The organism is Apibacter sp. ESL0404, assembly GCF_019469245.1.
Classification (GTDB): domain Bacteria; phylum Bacteroidota; class Bacteroidia; order Flavobacteriales; family Weeksellaceae; genus Apibacter.
This window is the reverse complement of sequence record NZ_CP048267.1, coordinates 178,666-197,889: the sequence shown is the minus strand read 5'-3', so window position 1 is coordinate 197,889 and position 19,224 is coordinate 178,666. Positions and strand designations below refer to the sequence as shown.

13 protein-coding genes are annotated in these 19,224 nt (G+C 29.9%); 4 read left to right on the top strand and 9 right to left on the bottom strand.

Annotation, left to right across the window (positions count from 1 at the left end; translation table 11 throughout):
* Positions 1 to 2: 2 nt before the first annotated feature.
* From GYM72_RS09855 to GYM72_RS00810, 3 genes are read left to right on the top strand one after another with little or no spacing between them, the layout of a single operon-like run.
* The gene (locus GYM72_RS09855) at positions 3 to 1,190 is read left to right on the top strand and encodes a glycosyltransferase (protein ID WP_255571520.1); all 1,188 of its coding nucleotides are present in this window, start codon (positions 3 to 5) and stop codon (positions 1,188 to 1,190) included.
* A 5-nt stretch (positions 1,191 to 1,195) separates the two neighbouring features.
* The gene (locus tag GYM72_RS09850; RefSeq protein WP_255571519.1) at positions 1,196 to 2,389 is read left to right on the top strand and encodes a glycosyltransferase; all 1,194 of its coding nucleotides are present in this window, start codon (positions 1,196 to 1,198) and stop codon (positions 2,387 to 2,389) included.
* Between the two features lie 23 nt (positions 2,390 to 2,412).
* Positions 2,413 to 3,981: a hypothetical protein gene (locus GYM72_RS00810; RefSeq protein WP_160557554.1), complete on the top strand. Its 1,569-nt coding sequence runs from the start codon at positions 2,413 to 2,415 to the stop codon at positions 3,979 to 3,981.
* 77 nt (positions 3,982 to 4,058) lie between these two features.
* Here GYM72_RS00810 and pyk read toward each other — a convergent pair whose 3' ends face one another.
* From pyk to GYM72_RS00780, 6 genes are all read right to left on the bottom strand, one after another.
* A complete protein-coding gene (gene pyk / locus GYM72_RS00805) occupies positions 4,059 to 5,486 on the bottom strand; it encodes a pyruvate kinase (RefSeq protein WP_220264372.1) in 1,428 nt (475 codons plus the stop codon).
* Positions 5,486 to 5,968 carry an IPExxxVDY family protein gene (locus GYM72_RS00800; RefSeq protein WP_220264371.1) on the bottom strand — a complete coding sequence of 161 codons (483 nt, stop codon included), beginning with the start codon at positions 5,966 to 5,968 and terminating at the stop codon, positions 5,486 to 5,488. Before GYM72_RS00800 ends, pyk begins: the two co-directional genes overlap by 1 nt.
* The gene (gene rnc / locus GYM72_RS00795) at positions 5,965 to 6,717 is read right to left on the bottom strand and encodes a ribonuclease III (protein WP_160542465.1); all 753 of its coding nucleotides are present in this window, start codon (positions 6,715 to 6,717) and stop codon (positions 5,965 to 5,967) included. Before rnc ends, GYM72_RS00800 begins: the two co-directional genes overlap by 4 nt.
* 19 nt (positions 6,718 to 6,736) lie before the next feature.
* Complete coding sequence (gene fabF / locus GYM72_RS00790) at positions 6,737 to 7,987, bottom strand: beta-ketoacyl-ACP synthase II (protein WP_160542466.1); 1,251 nt, start codon at positions 7,985 to 7,987, stop codon at positions 6,737 to 6,739.
* Between the two features lie 23 nt (positions 7,988 to 8,010).
* The gene (locus tag GYM72_RS00785) at positions 8,011 to 8,250 is read right to left on the bottom strand and encodes an acyl carrier protein (protein WP_055424989.1); all 240 of its coding nucleotides are present in this window, start codon (positions 8,248 to 8,250) and stop codon (positions 8,011 to 8,013) included.
* Between the two features lie 235 nt (positions 8,251 to 8,485).
* Entirely contained in the window at positions 8,486 to 9,262 is a 777-nt protein-coding gene (locus GYM72_RS00780; protein ID WP_220264370.1) for an HAD-IIB family hydrolase, read from the bottom strand.
* An 81-nt stretch (positions 9,263 to 9,343) separates the two neighbouring features.
* On the opposite strand from GYM72_RS00780, the gene GYM72_RS00775 reads away from it, so the two are divergent.
* Complete coding sequence (locus GYM72_RS00775) at positions 9,344 to 10,039, top strand: 3'-5' exonuclease (RefSeq protein ID WP_220264369.1); 696 nt, start codon at positions 9,344 to 9,346, stop codon at positions 10,037 to 10,039.
* Positions 10,040 to 10,045: 6 nt separating this feature from the next.
* Here the strand turns inward: GYM72_RS00775 and GYM72_RS00770 are convergent, their stop codons facing one another.
* The 3 genes from GYM72_RS00770 to GYM72_RS00760 all read right to left on the bottom strand — a co-directional run bounded on the left by GYM72_RS00770 (position 10,046) and on the right by GYM72_RS00760 (position 18,982).
* Positions 10,046 to 11,830, bottom strand: coding sequence for an LTA synthase family protein (locus tag GYM72_RS00770; protein WP_255571518.1), 1,785 nt, complete (start codon positions 11,828 to 11,830; stop codon positions 10,046 to 10,048).
* A gap of 820 nt (positions 11,831 to 12,650) precedes the next feature.
* On the bottom strand, positions 12,651 to 13,151 hold the full coding sequence (locus GYM72_RS00765) for a hypothetical protein (RefSeq protein WP_220264367.1): 501 nt from the start codon (positions 13,149 to 13,151) through the stop codon (positions 12,651 to 12,653).
* A gap of 47 nt (positions 13,152 to 13,198) precedes the next feature.
* The gene (locus GYM72_RS00760; RefSeq protein WP_220264366.1) at positions 13,199 to 18,982 is read right to left on the bottom strand and encodes a hypothetical protein; all 5,784 of its coding nucleotides are present in this window, start codon (positions 18,980 to 18,982) and stop codon (positions 13,199 to 13,201) included.
* Positions 18,983 to 19,224: the final 242 nt, after the last annotated feature.

Sequence of the window (19,224 nt, the reverse complement as noted above, 5' to 3'; positions counted from 1 at the left end):
AGATGGCAAAATTTACTTTCATAGTTCCTCCCCTTACTGGTCATATTAATCCAACATTAAGCCTTGGCAATGAACTTTTAAAAAGAAACCATGAAGTTACCTGGTATAGTTTAGATGCTAATTTAGAAGCTCAATTGCCTGAAAAAGGCCAATTAGTTGTTCTTCCTTTAGAAATGGATGAAATGGCAAAAAAAAAGCTTTTTGAACATGCTCAAGAGCTTCAAAAAAAGAAAGTATACGGAATAGACAGTCTTAAATTTTTATATGAAGAAGTTCTCACTCCCATGAATTCATTAATGATGAATGGGATTGAAAATGCATTAGATGAATATAAACCGGATGTGGTGATTTCCGATCATCAAATTTTTGCCGGGGCTGTTGCTTCATTCAAAAAAAATATTCCTTATGCTACTTCCGTTACTGCACCGGCATCAATTAAAGTTAATCCTTCGTTTCCAAAAATTCATGAATGGGAAGGTGAACAGGTTATAGCTTTTCAAAATAAATACGGTGTTTCCGGATATGATCGCCTTGATTGTTCTCAATTATTAACTTTGGTATACACCTCAAGAGAATTTTTCGGTGAAACCGATTTGCCATCCAATTACAAATTTATAGGACCTGTATTATCACCACGCGCTCAAAAAATTGATTTTGATTGGGAAAAACTAGAAAAAATGGGTCAAGATCGTCCCAAAATTTTAGTAAGTATAGGAACCACATTTGATCATACACAAAAGAAACAATTTTTCAGTAAAGTTGTTGAGGCTTTTGAGGGAGAAAATATTACTGTTATTGTAGTATCCGATCCTGACTTATTTGAAAATATTCCAGATAATTTTATTATTCAAAAGAACATACCCCAACTTGAAATAATTCAACAGATGCAAGCAGTGGTATGTCATGGAGGAAATAATACGGTCTGTGAATCTCTGTCTTACGGTATTCCTTTAGTAGTTATTCCCATTGCTTATGACCAATCTTTTGTATCCAGTTGCGTTACAGATAGTGGTTCAGGTATACGTTTAAATTTTAATCGTTTTAAAACTTCTCATCTAAAAGAAGCTGTTGAATCACTATTAAATCAGAAATCATTTAGTGAAAATGCAAAAATGATTCAAAGTTCATTTGAAAAAGCAGGAGGAGTAAGTAAAGGAGCAGACTATTTACAAACATTAGTAAAAAATTAAACATTATGTCAAAATTCTTATTTGTTGTCCCTCCTTTTTTTGGGCATATCAATCCCAGTCTGAGTATAGGCAGAACTTTATTAGAAAACGGTCATGAAGTCGCATGGGCCGGATTAACCGAAATAAAACCAGAAACTATACCGGCAGGCGGTACTTTTTTTATATTAAAAGAATCATATCAAGAAAATAAAGAAGAAATACAAGATATTATTAAACTACAAGACAGAGGGGCTAAATTACCTGCTTTAGAAGCATTAAAATTGGGTCTTCAGGGTACTTATATTCCTTTTGCCAGAATAATGTATGCCGAGCTTTCTAAGTTAGTAGATACTTATAAACCGGAAGTTATTATCAATGACTGTATTACATTTGCGGGAGCATTTGTAGCTCATGTTAAAAAAATTCCATTGGCTACGATCACTCCTGTTACTCCAAATACACTTCATGATCCGGGAACAGCGCCAAAAGTAACTCAATGGGTGCATGATTCCATCATAAATTTGCAAAAATCTTTAGGTATATCGGGTGATGAAGAATTAATTTCTTCTAAAGAAGTTAATATGTTTTATACCTCTCAAAAATTTGCAGGATATAATGATGGAGAATATCCTTCTTATATGAAATTTATCGGAGCTTTAACCGGTCGCCCGGATAATACTCCTTTTGATTGGGACAGATTAAATAAAGATAATAATCCTAAAATATATATATCTTTAGGTACTGTCTTAGTAGATATCAGAAAAGAGTTTTTCACTAAAATGATTGAGGCTCTTAAAGATAAAAACGTAACTGTTGTTGCGGCAACAGACCCTTCTATTATAGAAAAATGGCCGGATAATTTTATTGTACAAAGTTATGTGCCACAGCTTGAGCTTTTAAAGCATATTGATGTAGTAATTGGTCATGGAGGATTGAATACCGTTTGTGATACTTATATGAATGGTATTCCAATGCTCATAATACCTATAGCTTTTGACCAATCTCATACCGCCACTTTAATTGAACAATACGGATGCGGTATACGGTTAAAATACAAACGCATGAGAATTATGGATATAGATCATGCGGTTGACGAATTATTATATAATGATAAATATAAAAAAGCAGCAAAAGAAATTCAAGAATCTTTCATTGAAGCCGGAGGAAATAAAAAAGCTGCAGAGCTCATTGAAAATCTAGTTATTAAGAATAAGGTTTAAATAAAATATTTAATTTTTATAAAATGGAAAAAACTTCTGAAAGAAATATTTACTTTTTACTATTTATATATGTATTAAGTGTTTTATTCATTTGCTCAAAGATGTCCCCTCTTTATATTACTAATGAATGGGCAGATCCTAACATATATTTTAATGTTGCAAAGGGAATGGTAAATGGTAGGGCATTATATACAGAAATTTTTGATCATAAGGGACCTTTTATATTTTTTATTTATGCAGCCGGATATATAATTTCCAATGAAAATTTCTTCGGAATGTTTTTAATTGAATTAGTCTCCTGGTTTATTTTAGCATTATCTTTATATTCAAGTGCTAGATTATTTTTAGGTAAATTCATTTCTTTTGTTATTACCACCGCATTCTTTATTTTTTTAATTAAGATTATGAAAGCGGGAGGGTCTGCTGAAGAATTTATTTTATGTATGGAAGGGGTTACCTTATATTTATTTTTAAAATATTTTAAATCAGGCAATCCTATTCATAAACCCTTATATATGTTTATTAATGGTCTGTTAATAACAGCTGTTTTATTTACAAAATTAAATCTTATAGCATTTTGGATTTTTCCTCTTTCAGCGATATTTATTAATATTTTATATCATAAGGAATACAAAAACCTTTTACATAATATTTTAGCTTTTATTTTAGGGTCTTTATTCATTAGTATACCAATTATAGGATATCTTTATACACATAATTGCTTAGAAGAAGCATATAAAATATACATTGAGTTAAATGGTGCTTATGCAAAATTAGGAACTCCAAAGGATATTGTTTTAAGGTTATTGGCAAGAATACTTTATTTATTTTTAGAACCAACGTGTTTATTTTTACTTGCTTTTATGGGAATATTTTTATTTCCATTTAAATATCTTAAAAATATATTTGCTAAAGTAGGTATAGTATTTTCCGGAATTATTTTATATACAGCTATATTTATGGGAAAATTTCAATATTATTATCCTATACCTTTTTTAATTTTCGGATTTATAGGATTTATATATGTTGGAACTATATTCCAAAGATATTTTGGCTCATTTTATTTAAATTCAAGTAAAACATTATTTTTTACTATGTTGATATTCGTATTTACCTGTGCGGGGATTTCAGGACTTGATAATACGCGCGTAGAAGAATGGATATTAACGGATCAAAATTATGACCGAAAAGCTTTAATGACCATGAGGTTAAAAAAGGAAATTATGAAAGAAAATAATCCTACTTTATTAAACTTAGGATTTGGTCTGGCTAATAATCTTTTTACTACGTGTAATATAGTGCCTAATATTAAGTATTTTGTTACTCCTAATCTTTCTCATAAATTTTATCCTCAATTAAGAGACGAACAATTACAATATTTAAAAGATAAAAAAACGGATTTTGTTATCATACAGCAATACATACCTAGTAATGGGTATTATGATAAAATGGATCCTATTGATACGCCGTATAGTTTAAAAAGAAATCCTTTTTTATTGGAAAATTATAAATTAATTCTTACTGATACGATCATTAATACAATTGATGAAAGATCAGTTGATATTTATTTTCTATATAAGAAAAAACCATAAATAAATATTTATGGTATCATAAAAAAAGAGTTCAGTTATAAACTGAACTCTTTTTTTATGGTAAAAATTTAAATATCTTAAATTTGGGTAAGGCGTAATGTGTTTGTTAAACTATTCGCAAAAGAAGGCATAGCATTTAGATTGATTACAAAATCCCCTGATTTAATATACCCTTTTTGCTTAATATTATTGTTAACCTCAACAACTGTTTCATCAGTACTATTCGCTCCTTCATATAAATATGCTTTAACGCCCCATAGTAAGCTTAGCATATTGATTATTCGTTTATTGGATGTATAAACAATAATATTAGCTAGTGGACGATGGGATGATATTTGAAATGCTGTATATCCTGATTGAGTTAAAGTAATAATAGCTTTCGCTCCTACTTGTCCAACCATAACTGCAGCATTGTAGCAAATCATATCAGTTATATAACGCTCACTGCCTTTTTTTGGATAGTGTAAAGGTATTTGAATACGGTGATCATCTTCTACGCTTAAAATAATTTTAGACATGTTCTCAATTACTTCAACCGGATGCTTACCTACTGAGGTTTCTCCACTTAACATAACCGCGTCAGCGCCGTCTAATACAGAATTAGCCACGTCATTAACTTCCGCTCTGGTAGGGGTTAACCCGTCAATCATGCTTTCCATCATTTGAGTTGCTATGATCACAGGCTTACAGTGAGTTTTACATATGCTAACCAAATTTTTTTGAATTAAAGGAACTTTTTCCATTGGAATTTCAATTCCTAAATCTCCTCTGGCCACCATAATTCCATCTACAACATGAACGATTTCTTCAATGTTAGTTATTGCTTCCGGTTTTTCAATTTTTGCTATAATTGGGATTTTAAGATCACAGTGTTTCTTAATTAAATTTTGTAAATCTATAACATCCTCTTTATGTCTAACAAAAGAAAGCGCAATCCAATCAAATTCGTATTTTATTGCAGTTATCGCATCTTTAATATCTTTTTCCGTTAAAGCCGGTAAAGAAATTTGAGTATTTGGTAAGTTAACTCCTTTTTTAGATTTTAACGGACCTCCTTGAATAACTTTTGCTACTACTTTATCTGTTAAATTAGTTTCTAAAACTTCAAAAATTAATTTTCCGTCATCCAATAGTATTCTTTCTCCCACTTTGACATCTTTAGCAAATTGGGGGTAACTCATATAGACCTGTTTTTCGTCTCCTTCTATATTTTCATTGGTAAACGTAATTGTATCTCCAGCATTAACCATTGTTCCTTCTTTAACAATACCTACTCTAAGTTTAGGCCCTTGTAAATCGGCTAATAAGGCTACGCTAAAGCCATGTTCTTCATTAAGGTCTCTAACTGTACGTACCCATTTTTCAACAACTTCTTCTTCTGCATGAGAGAAATTCACTCTAATTACATTTACACCTGCTTTGAACATCTTTAATAATGTATTCTTATCTTCAGATGCAGGACCAATAGTAGCTACTATCTTCGTTTTTTTTCTAAATCCACTCATTATGTAGGTAATATCAAATTTTCTAAATTTTTTATTTTAATTTTATCTATATTTATTTCACTAAATTTATAAATATTTTTAAGATTTCCCAAATTTATATAGAATTCTTCATCTAATATGACATCTGATTTTAAGAAATAATTGTAATATTTATATTCAGGGATTAAAATTTTAACTTTTTCGATCTGGTCAAAAAAACTATCATTTTCATGTATGCTTTGAGGAAAGGAGAAGTTACTTATTAAGTCTAATTTTTGTTTAGTCTTTTGGTGGAAAAACCTATAAATTGAGAAAATATAAGTAATCCCATCTTCTATTATTTGCTGGTCGTTGACTCGCTTAAAATTAAACTTACAATTCTTATTTAAATAGAATACAAAATCATAATCTTTATTAATACAGGTTTTAAATCCTAATAAATTAAAATCAAATATTGGATCATTTACTTCCCAATCTAAAGAATATGTTTTTAATATACTCATTTATTTTGCAGAGAATTATAATACTTGCTAAGACTATGATAGGCTCTCCTGGAAGCGCTTTCTTCGGCTTTTTTCTTAGAAGTAGCTCTTCCTTTAGCAATAATCTTATTATCCAGTTGAATTATAGAATTGAAGATTAATGATTCTTCTGCATTTTCTTCTTGAAAAGTATTAAAAATAATTTCGAGTTTATTTTTTTGAGCCCATTCAATAATCAGACTTTTGTAACTTGCAATTCTTTTTTCAAGCTGTTCAAAGTTTTCTTGCTTAATGAGTGTTTCTTTAATAAAATTTCGACAAAATTCAAATCCACTATCTATATAAATTGCACCAACCAGCGCTTCATATAAATTTCCATTTATATTTTCGCCCAAACTTGTATTTTGCCTCTTTTGAAGAAAAGAGGTTAATTTTAAATCTGCTCCTAAAACATTTAAGGATTTTCGACTTACCAGTTTGGATCGCATCTGAGTAAGATAACCTTCTTTTTTATCAGGTGCTTGATGGTATAAATAGTCAGATACTATACTTGATAATATGGAATCTCCTAGAAATTCTAATCTTTCGAAATTCTTATTATCATTTGTATTAATTGAGGAATGAGTAAAGCACTCATAGAAAATCGACAGGTTGGATGGTTTATATCCAATAAGATTTTCAATTTTCTTATTAAAAGTTGTTTCCTCTTTTTTTTTAGAATTTTGTTTAAATAAATATGAACATAAAAGTATTTTTTTCCAAATACTCATTTGTTAGTAATCTCTTATTTTAAAATTTCTTTAAAATAACACATGCATTATGACCACCAAAACCAAAAGTATTACTCATTGCATAATTTACTTGTTTTTCTTTTGCTACATTAAAAGTAAAATCTAATCTTTTATCAAACTCTTCATCGTCAGTAAAGTGATTGATTGTAGGCGGAACTTTATTTTCTCTGATAGCCACAATACAAGCCAAGGCTTCAATAGCACCTGCAGCACCCAATAAATGTCCGGTCATTGATTTGGTTGAATTGATCTGGATGTTGTATGCATGTTCACCAAATAATTTTAGGATAGCTTTTGATTCAGCTAAATCTCCTAATGGTGTTGAAGTCCCATGGACATTAATATGGTTGATATCTGTTAATTCTATTCCGGCATCCTCAATAGCATTTTTCATAACATTATATGCTCCTAATCCTTCAGGATGCGGGGCTGTCATATGATAGGCGTCGGAACTTAATCCTCCCCCAACTACTTCGGCATAAATAGTAGCTCCTCTTTTTACTGCATGTTCATATTCTTCTAGAATAAGGGTTCCTGCTCCTTCTCCAAGAACAAATCCATCTCTATCCTTATCAAAAGGTCTAGAGGCAGTTTTAGGATCATCATTACGAGTAGACATAGCGTGTAAAGCGTTAAAACCACCAACACCACTCGCTACTATCCCGGCTTCAGAACCTCCTGTTATAATTACATCTGCTTTACCTAATCTTAATAGCATTAAAGCATCAATTATAGAATTGGAAGAAGAAGCACAAGCTGAAACAGTTGCATAATTTGGCCCTCTAAATCCATATTCAATTGAAATAAGACCTGCGGTCATATCTGCAATCATTTTTGGAATGAAGAATGGATTAAATCTAGGGATTCCATTTCCTAAAGCATAAGCGGTAATTTCTTGCTCAAAAGTATTTAAACCACCTATTCCGGATCCCCATACAACTCCTACTCTATCTTTATTTAAATCAGAATATTCTAATATTTTACTATCGATTACTGCTTCTTTGGTAGAAATTAATCCAAATTGAGCACATCGATCATATTTGCGAATATCTTTTTTTTCAAAATAATCCTCTGGATTATAATTTTTTACTTCGCAAGCGAATTTTGTTTTAAAATTTGTTGCGTCAAATAGAGTAATTGGACTAGCCCCACTAACTCCGCTTAATAAAGCTTTACAGTATTCTTTAAAATTATTCCCGATTGGAGTTATTGCACCCAGTCCAGTTACTACTACTCGTTTTAAAGCCATACTTGAATGTGTCTTTGTGTAAATTATTGTTTGTTTACTTCTTCAATATAAGAAATGGCTTGACCAACTGTTGAAATCTTTTCTGCTTGATCATCAGGTATTTGAATATCAAATTCCTTTTCAAATTCCATGATTAATTCTACTGTGTCTAATGAATCTGCCCCCAAGTCATTTGTAAAACTTGCTTCTGGTGTAACTTCGCTTTCATCTACTCCTAGTTTATCTACGATGATAGCTTTTACTCTTGATGTAATGTCAGACATAACCTTTTATTTTTTTATTATAGTTCAGTCGGCAAATATAAAAATTTTTTTACTATAATAATATTTTTTAATACTTTTTGATTGAAATGCTCATTCTTCAAAGAATTTATTGCAATTTTATTAACCTTAAAATCAACGCATTAAAATGCTTTTAAATAGGACTATAAATTATTAATAATTTTTATGTTTTTCTGTCATATTTTATTAAATTATAGTTAACAATTACAATAAAGTATCATTTAAAAAATTTTCTTTCAATGTAATTTAGCGAATCATAAACTCCTTTTCCATACTTATATGAAGAAATATAATGTGCTTTTTCTTGTAAAGATTTTACCGCATTGTTTACTGCACATCCAAAAAAAGAATTTGTAATCATTTCCAAATCATTATAAGAATCGCCAAATGAAAAAATTCTACTTTTTGTATTTTTTACTACCTCTTCTACAGCTAAATATTTATTTATATTTGAAGAAAATATTTCTATGTAAGAATTTGATGAAGTAGTTATGTGAACCTCTTTAAGATTGTTTTTTAAATCTTCGGTTACTTCTTTTAATTTTTTTTCTTCAACAATTAATATTTTTAATACCTCTTGAAAATTATAATCTTTTAAAGGCAATGCCTGATGATTAACTCCTTTTACTTCTTTGCAGTAAACTTCTGTTTCTAAAGATGAAGCATACCAAGCTTCTTCTGTGTAAAACCATAAGTTTAAATATTGCTGCTTGACTTGCAAAAAATATTTTATGATATCAAGAGATATGGGATAGGTTTTAAATGTCTTGTTTTTATATAAAATATGTGCTCCGTTTAATGCAATTATATAATCAATGATAAGGTCTTCCTGTGAATACATGCTTATAATTCCTTGAAAAGGGCGGCCGGATGCTAATATAACTTCACCTAATTTTAAAGCTTTTTGTAAAGCTTTAATTCCGTAAGCATCTAAGCTAGGTTTGCATGGATCAGTTAATGTTCCGTCAATATCTGTAACAAATATATTTTTCATAATATTTTACTATTTCTTAAAATTAATCAATATTATCTGAATTATAAGTTTTGATTACCTTTGAGATATTAAATATTTAGTATGTTATCTTCTATACCCTTAAAACAAATTTTATTTCTTGATTTGGAAACTGTTCCTCAACATGAAAATTGGAACGAATTATCTGAAAGAACTAAAGTTTTATGGGAGAAAAAAACTCAATTTCAAAGGAAAGAAAATGTATCCCCGGAAGAATATTATTATGAAAGAGCAGGAATACTTTCTGAATTTGGTAAAATTATATGTTTATCTTGTGGATTAATTATCGAGGATAAAAAAATTCGTATTAAAAGTTTGTACGGTGATCACGAAGAAAAGATATTAATTGAATTTAATGAATTATTAAAATCAAATTATTTTAAATCCAATTTGATTTTATGTGCTCATAACGGTAAAGAATTTGATTTTCCTTATCTCGCCCGTCGAATGATGATACATCAAATAGAGCTGCCTAAAATTTTAAGATTTCACGGTAAAAAACCATGGGAAATTCAACATCTTGATACTATGGATTTATGGAAATTCGGAGATTATAAACACTATACATCACTGGATTTATTATCTCATGTTTTTGGATTGCCTTCTCCTAAAGATGACATGAATGGCAGTGAGGTATCTGATGTATATTATAAAGATAAAAATCTAGAACGTATAAAAACATATTGTGAAAATGATGTGATAACGCTTATAAATGTATTTCGTAAAATGAGATATGAATCCGTTCTTGAAAGAGAATAAATTTATTTATTTATTTTCAACCCGTAATTTATTGTTTTCCAAAAAATAGAAACATGTCTGATAATTAGCTATTGCTTCATCAGCTATAGAAGTATCAATGGATTTTGATTTTTTCATTTGAGTTCCTTCTATCACATTATATTGTTCAATTTTTTGGTTGGGTGATAAAACAATTAATTTATTATCTTTTAAATATCCTAATTTCTGATAGGTTGCAATTAATGCCCGTGGTTGATAAGTAGATTCAAATACATCTTGCCCATAAAAACGTGATGAATAGGAAAAATGTAATTTACCAAAAAGTGTAGGCATAAGATCAATTTGGGAAACCAGTTTTGAAAACTTTTCCGGTTTTATAAATCCCGGAGAATATATAATTGCAGGTATTTTGTATTTATCCAAAGGAATATCTTCTTTACCGGCACTTGAGGCACAGTGATCTGCTACAAACACGAATACTGTATTAGGGAACCAAGGACGTTTTTTTGCTTCTTCGATAAATCTACCAATAGCATAATCCGTATATTTTACTCCTCCTTCTCTGGATTTACTGGTATTAGATATATCTATTTTCCCTGAGGGATAGGTAAATGGTCTATGATTACTTACTGTCATAATATGTCCGAAAAAGGGAGACTTATGTTTACTATTTTCATCAAACACATGGATAGCTTTCATAAACATATCTTCGTCACAAACTCCCCAAATATTTGCAAAAGTTATTTCATCTTTTTTAAAAGAACTTCTATCTATAATATTATACCCATTTCCTTCAAAAAAAGTATTCATATTATCAAAATATCCATATCCACCATAAAAATATTGAACGGTATATCCTCTGCGTTTGAATAAATACCCCGTAGAAAACATATGATCATTGTTATTTCTTTTTATTAAACTTTCACCGGGTGATGGCGGGATACATAGGGTAACAGATTCTAAACCTCTAACAGTTCTATTACCGGTAGCATACATATCAGTAAAAAAAAGTCCTTCTTTTGCCAACTTATCTAAGTTAGGTGTCAAATTTTGAGTATTTCCAAATTCCTTTAGAAAAGCGGCACTCATACTTTCTATGGTTACAAGAATAACATTTTTATGAAGTTCCGGAAGAGTATCCTTTATGATTTTGGTATTTTTATTTGCAGACCATTGATTATCATAAATTTTATTAATTAGTGAAAATGCTTTTTGTAAGGGCAATTTTGCATAAAATTTATCATAATTTAAAGAACTGTCGCTATATGCATTACAAAATCGAACTAATCCATTTGCTTGTAATTCATTTACAAAGGCATTATCTGAATTTTCATACTTTTCATTAACTCTTAAAAGAAAAATCGCACCGATAAATAGTATTATATAAACTATACTGTTTATTAATTTTGTTTTAAAATTAGGTAAATCTTCAAAGTAATTTTTGGATTTTTTGAGATAAAATATGGTAATCAATACTGAGATTACTATTAATGCAGAAAACATGGGAATAATAGGATAGGATTCTAGAATATTCCCGATTACCTCATTGGTATATATTAAATAGTCAACAGCTATAAAATTATATCTTACCCCGAATTCATTCCAGAATAAAAATTCACTGATTACATTGAAATTAATTAAAAAAATGTATAAAAAGAAAATAAAAAAGTATATGCAATAACGCCATGTTTGCCTTATTTTAGGGATCAATAGCAATATTATATATGATGAAGCTTTTATTAGTACAAATGTTTTTATTATTTTAGGAACAGCACTTCCATAATCATCAAAAACCGTTTTAAAAAGAAACAAATAACCAATTAAAATCAAAAAAAGACATAATATAATGTATTTTAAAGGTGATTTAAATTTTGAATCGGTAATAAAGATTAAGTGTATCCAAAAAAACGCAAATATTATAATTGATACACAAAAATCATTAAGTATACCAACAGAAAATATTTTTAAATAATCAATAAATGAAAAATTAGAATCGGTAACAGGTGAAAAGAGAAGAACAATTCTTAAAATTAAACCAACTATTATGTAAAAACTTGAAATCTTTATAAATGGCGCTAATAATTTTCTCATTAATTATTTATTATATTTTCAATTAATTTTTTGTTATTTATAAAATGAAAAATATTATTTTTTTTTATACTAATTAAAACAATTAATTTAATTTATCAATATTATAATCATTATTCTACTAATATAATTCTTTTCAGTTATAATATATGATCAAACATAAAAAATATTTTAATTCACATTTTGTATAAATAAATTTAGCAATATTTTCATTTTTTATTCCTGTTACGTAAATAAATATTAACTTAAATTAATATTTACATTTATAAATTTTTAATTTGAAATAATTTAAATTATTTACAATTTAACATCTTGTTGAATTAATTTATACTTTTAGCATTATATAATAAAATCTACAATTTTTTATCAATTATATGATATAAAAAAGGGTAAATTAATTTACCCTTTTTTATCTATTAAATTTACCCATTCTAAAGATTAGTAAATGATTTATTCATCTATTCAAATAAGAAATCTAGAGAATGAAAAAAATTTAATTATAATCATATTTAAATTTATTTAGCATATCCACTAAAATTTTCTTTTACTTCCAATAATTCCATTGTAAACCATCAAAAATCGCTATACATTGACTTGCTGTATCATAACAAATCATTCCCGGATGTGGACTTTTTACATTTAAATGAGGATCGGAAATTTTTGGTAAAATTAAAGCTTTATCGGCCGCCTCTAAGACTAATACTCCTTCGGGTGTTGAACTAGTATAATCTCCGATAACAACCCCATTTCCTTTTTCAACAGAATTATTAAACTCTACATTGGAAACACTGCCCGTTCCGGATAAATCCATCCAACTTTCATTTACTTTCACTTTTACTATCGCATCTTCTTTATCCATTAGAAAAGTTCCATCAACCGCATTCTCCGGTAACATTTCAACGATTGGCAATAGTATACCTTTAGTAGTCCCTTGACTAAAATCTAAAATTCCACCTTTATCCACCTTCTTTTTACCAATAGCAACTTGCGCATTTGAAGCTACTGTCAGGAGCAATATAAATAAGATCAATATTTTATTTTTCATATCATTTTTCATTTTGTGAGTTATTTTCAATTTTGCTCGTCAAAAAATTATTGAGGACAAGTTCTTTCTATACAATGCCACTCCTCACCATTATACAATTTAATACATTTATCCGTAGTATCATATATAACCATTCCTTCAACTAGTTTTTCCTGAGGTATTAAATCAGAACTTGTTCTTGTAATTACAAAACCTTTATTTTTTGATTCCAAAACTATAAATCCATTGTAGATATTAAAAGGCCATCCTTTCAACTCTTTTTCAAGAGTGGTAATTCCTATTTTAGAAACTTCAGTTGAAGGTTCCAGGTTAGGATCTAATGTACAAAATGGAACAGGTGTACAGAATGAAACCAAAACAAAGTTATTACCGTCTATATCTATGGAGGCACAATCAATTTCGGAAGATGTCGTCATATCTATATTTATTTCCATTTCCGTAAAATTATTAGGCAGAATTTCAGGCGCTTTAATTTTAAAGCTTAACGTATGATTTCCATTCGGTAAACTAAAATCTTCTATTTCAAACTCATTATCTTCAATATCTTCTGTGTTAATTGTACCATCCGTCATTTTAAAAGAAGTTTTTAAACTTCCTTTTACATATTTAAATCCTTCACTAAATGATGCATTTAGGGTTACATTATCCAATAAAGAATTAGGATTGTTTATATCCATTGTAACTAAAATGGTTTCGTCTTCTGCAATACAAGTTTTATCCACTCTAAGATCGCTAATTATAACCGGACTTGGTAAACCTGCTGCAACAGCATTTACAGTGGTATTACCACAACCATCTATAACATCACAACTTTCATAGGTTACATTTTCATCATTACGATTTAAATATTGTATAGAAGCCCTTGTAAAATAGGATGCTGTTTTATCTTCTGTAAATTTTGCTCTAGCCGTAATAATAGTTGTAGTTCCACCGGGAACTTTTATTCCTTTTATAGAAAGCAAATCACTGTCTCCATATTCTTTAGTTTCAGTAGTAAAATCTCCGTCTTCAACATTTAAAGATTCTTTCACCCATTGCATACCTTGCGGTAGTTGGTCTGTCAAATCTATTAATTTGGATTCGCAATTGGTATTCATGATTTTAAATATAAAAGGCACTTCTTCACAGGTAAGGGTGGATTCAGCAACTTTAAGTGTAAAAGCAAGACCATCCTCATTAACTTCCACCGGTTTTGGACAATATAGCTTTATAGCCCCAATACCTATCATTTGTGATCCCGTCGCAGGACGTCTATTATAATGAACTTTATATTCAATAACTATCTTCTCGACAGCTACGGAAAAATCTACTAAAACTTTTCCTCTGGCAGCGGTATATCCTGAAGATCTATAACCACCCGTAGCTTTTGCTGTTGCTATATTCTTATCAATAGTATAAGAACTTTTCTTTTTAGGTGCTACGTGTATAAGCTTTGGTTTAACAATTCCTCCTCCGCAAATTCCGTAAACATTAATTTCATCTGATCTGTACGCCTGGGTATCAATATCAAATATTTCAAACATTGCAGCAGCAGCTCCTCCAGTAAATGAAATGGTAGTAGTGATAGGTTCTTTATCTTTATCAAAATTTCCATATCGGTAAAATTGCAAGGTTTTACCACTTCTTCTCGGGTATTTATATCGTAGAACTTTGCCCGGATCTGAAATATTAATATTGGCAGAGAAATCATCTCCTAAATCAACCGTTTTATCTAGCTGACCATTATTTGCTGCTCCTTTCCAAATTTGGGGTAGATCAATGGTTTTATATCCGCTGAAACTGCAATTTGTACAAACTCCATCTGACTTAACAGCCCCAAAGGTAAAATAGGTAGTATCTTCTGTAAATTTATAATTAAATTGAACTTTGTTATCTACCCATTCGCCGGGTATAGTATAAGCCCAATTTTCATTTTTAATATCATCATCTGAATTGGCTATTAATAAATAAACTCTATAATTTTGATTAAAAACGAATTCATCTGCAGATTCATCAGCTGAAATAATAACCGATTGTTCATCTAAATTGGTTTTATTTACTAACCATATTCGATTCATTCTTCTGTCTAATCCTCCACAAATAGATTGTGAAAGCTCACTTAAATCTGTAGTTCCCGTATCTCCGTTATTTCCCCAAAATAATCCACTTAGATCATTTTTTAAAACAGACTTTTTACCTTGTCCACATTCGGTACTTTCACCGGCTTGAATAGTCACAATTGATTGTACGTCAGTAGATCGAGCTTTGTTTACAAATATATTTGAATTATCATCACGTACTAACCCGGCAATATTTCTATGATAGTCAGAATAAGGCTGTGTTGATCCTTTCCAAACTTTAGTTTTAATGTCTGATAATATGTAATCAGTCGGTTGTTTTTGTAATTTTACTATTTCCGTATCCGTATTTATATACTTAGTTGTATACAAAGTAATAGCATATTTCATTGCTAAATAGGTTTGTATACGAACTTTTTCATTCTTACTTAACTTTCTTTCATAAAAAAACAATTCGGAAATTAATCCATCAAAAAGCCCGGAATTTAAACTCGCTGCACCTATAGTTCCTCCACTAGCCATTAAGAAATCCGAACCAAAGTTAGTTTCCGGCCTGGATAATGTATCAACAATACCTCCAAAATCATGTTCGATTAAAGGAAATTTCGGATCTATACCTTTATAAGCTTTACTAAGCCTGGTCATATGCAAGGCTGTAGCTCCAAATTCAAATCCTTTTACTGTACCTTGAGTTATAGCTATGGAAGTTGCTATTCTTCCTGTTCCATAATTAGGATTGAAACCTACCGCCGGGTGTCTGGTTTTCACCGTAACTGGATCCACTCCACCAAAGCCGTGGGTATAGGTTCTAACTGTTGATGGAGACGCGAAGCTATTATAAATGATGAAAGAAGTGGTATGTTCCGGCGCATTAGTACTCATAGGCCCCTTCTTTATAGCAAGTGCGGAATTTTGACTAAAATATATACTTGGAAAGAAATTCATTTTACTATTACATGAATCATACACCGGCTCCATTTTAAAGTTATTATCCACTAATGAAAAATAATAATCGTTTTCATTAACGGTTTGGTCTTTCCAAATCAATAATTTAGAACTTTCACCATCAAACACTAAACTATTCTTGTCATCTGCTTTTAACCACAATCTTAATCCATTCAATACTCCCCCCGGAGCAAATCCGTATAAAGCATAACTTATATAATCTCCATCATTAATTTCAACATTTCTGGCAACTTTATTTTCTACTAGATAAAATCTGGTGTTTTTGGGCTCAAATTTTCCATCAGGTGAAACTAACAAAATCTTTGCCGTCAAACTTGGTTGTATATTTACTACATAGGAACTGGATCCTGATGTCTGTGCTTTTAAGGTCACCTGATTTCTATAATCGATTCTAAATGGCAATTTACCGTTTGCATAAGCAGTGCCTTCAAGATAATTATAATCTAATAAATAATCTTCTAATCCATTAGAACCTAACATCAAATAATCTTTGTTTTTTAAGGTTCCGTTAGCTAACTTATTCATATCTGCGACTTCATTACCAACAAAAATGGTCATAAGGTCTCTATCATAACTTACAGATTGCTTTTGATATAAATCAGAACTATCATCTCTGGCTATACCAAAAATATCATGATTAAATCCTGCATTTATTTTACCATCCCAAACTTTGTTCCCATAAGAGTCATAATAATCCGGTTCAGATTCACTATGTAATGTAATTCCATATTTAATCGCTAAATAAGAATTAATTCTATTAAAGTCTTTGGAATCTATGGGTGTTCCTTTATTTCCAGAAAGAACAATTATTTCCTGAACATTACCTACAAAAGGATTGAAATAATTTAAAGTTTTAGTATAGAGTTGTCGAGCTCCGATAAGACTTAACGCCGGAATTTTATTGTCCATTGCAAATCCGTTAAACGAATTGGAAATACCATTGAATATGATTCTTTGTTCAACATATTTATCATTGGTTCGTTCAACTGCTACCACTCCATACGTTTTATTTATACTATTGGAATGCATTTGAACAGTATTAGACGGATTATACCCATTGGTTAATGCGGGATTTCCAAAATACCATCCTTGGTTATTATCATTATTGGTATTACTATAATTACTGTTTAAAGCATATAATACCGATAATCCGCTTGTATTTATTTCAGATACATAGAATATGTAGTAAGATTTATCTGAACTAAAAAAACTTGGTGCAGTTAATACCGGAATTGTAGAATTTGATTGACCGGTATTAGTAAATTGCAAATGTGAATGATAATTCATTAATCCATTTTGATTACGAATAATTGGTCCTTTAAACTCTTTAGCATCAGCAATGACCGAGTGGTCCCGTTTGTATACTGAAATATCTTGCCAAGTACTAATTTCAGTACTATCTCTTTCAGTGCTTGGTATATCATCAGCTCGTAACCAAAGTTCTGTTAGTAAATTTACACCTCCCGGATTAGGTCGTTCACTGGTAAATGAAAGGTAATCATCATTCTCTATTTCAACTCCTTTAACGATTCCTTCATTAACAGGATAAATACGAGTTTTTGACGGATCAAACGTTTCTACAGAACTAACTATAACATATTTAGCATCAACATTTAATTTCATGTTGACAGTTAGACTTTTAGTTCCTGTTACCTTAGTTTTTAAGGTTCTTTTTAATTTAAAAAATATATCTTCACTCAATATGCTATTAGCATATTTTTCTCCTTGCAAATGTTCATACCGTTCTACACCAATCTCATCATTAGATCCAAACATTAAAAAAGTGTTATTGTCTAGAATTCCATTATTGTTATCATTTAATTCTGTCAATTCATCTCCAACATAAGCGGTTAAAGTTGATAAATCATAGTTAGTAGATTGTTTTTGATATAAACCGTATTGATCATCTCTTCCTAAACCAAACACATGGTTTTGATAGGACATGAAATTTTCTCCGTCCCAAATTTTTTCACCTTTTGAATTAACATAATTTGGAAATGATATCTCGTCAGCTGATTCTAAAGAAATACCATATTTAACGGATAAGTAAGAATGAATTTTTTGTAAATCCATATCTGTTAAATAGGTATTTTGAGGGGCAGATAATACAATTATCTCTTGTATATCACCCTCAAATGAATTGGCAGATGTTGTAGCAGAAGCTCCAACCAAACTCTGTCCGTCTCCCAGCCTTATAGAATAAGATCTTAAAGTGTTTTCGGGAATAGAGTTAAAATAAAGCATCTGGGTTAAAGTTGTACTATTTGGACGAATTATCCCGACTATACCATAATTTTTGCCTTGACTGATTTTACTTCTATAAGTTCCGCCCGCTGTAGTAAAATATGGGATTCCCGTATACCATCCCGAATAATTATTTCTCGTGGCATTTAATGTATAAACGTAAGATATCCCTGTTGTTTTTTCTAATTTTGATACATAAAATACATAATACGCTTTATTTGCAGATATTTTCAAATCCGGCCCTGCTAGAAAGGCTCTTGATCTTGGCGCAAAATACATAGACGGTTGAAAATTCATTAAATCCCCTGTTTTTTTATAGACCGGCAATAAATTATTAAATTTCTTATGATCTCTTCCATTACCGGATACATCCTTCCATAAATCCACCGTTTGATTATCCTCCAATGAGCCGACTCCCCCTTCTTGAGGCTGGTCTGCTTTTAACCATAACTCTACATTGCTATCAAACCCACCGGGACTTTGTCCCAACAAAAGTATGGGTATTACAAAATAAAATAAAAATGAATAATAAGTAATTGATCCATAATTAGCTTTTCTTTTCATATAAATTAGTTTTTTATACAGTTACAATTCTATTGAATTAAATAGAATTTTAGCCATACATCAATTCATCATAGTAATATATTTTAAAAAATTATTTAGGGTTTAATTTATCTTCTATAATAAACAATGATCTATTATTTATCTGCAAAGAATAAAAATGATATTAACAATATATTATCTAATCAATTATAATGTATGTTTTTTAACCTGCAAATGTAACAAAGTATTAACAAAGAAAGTAA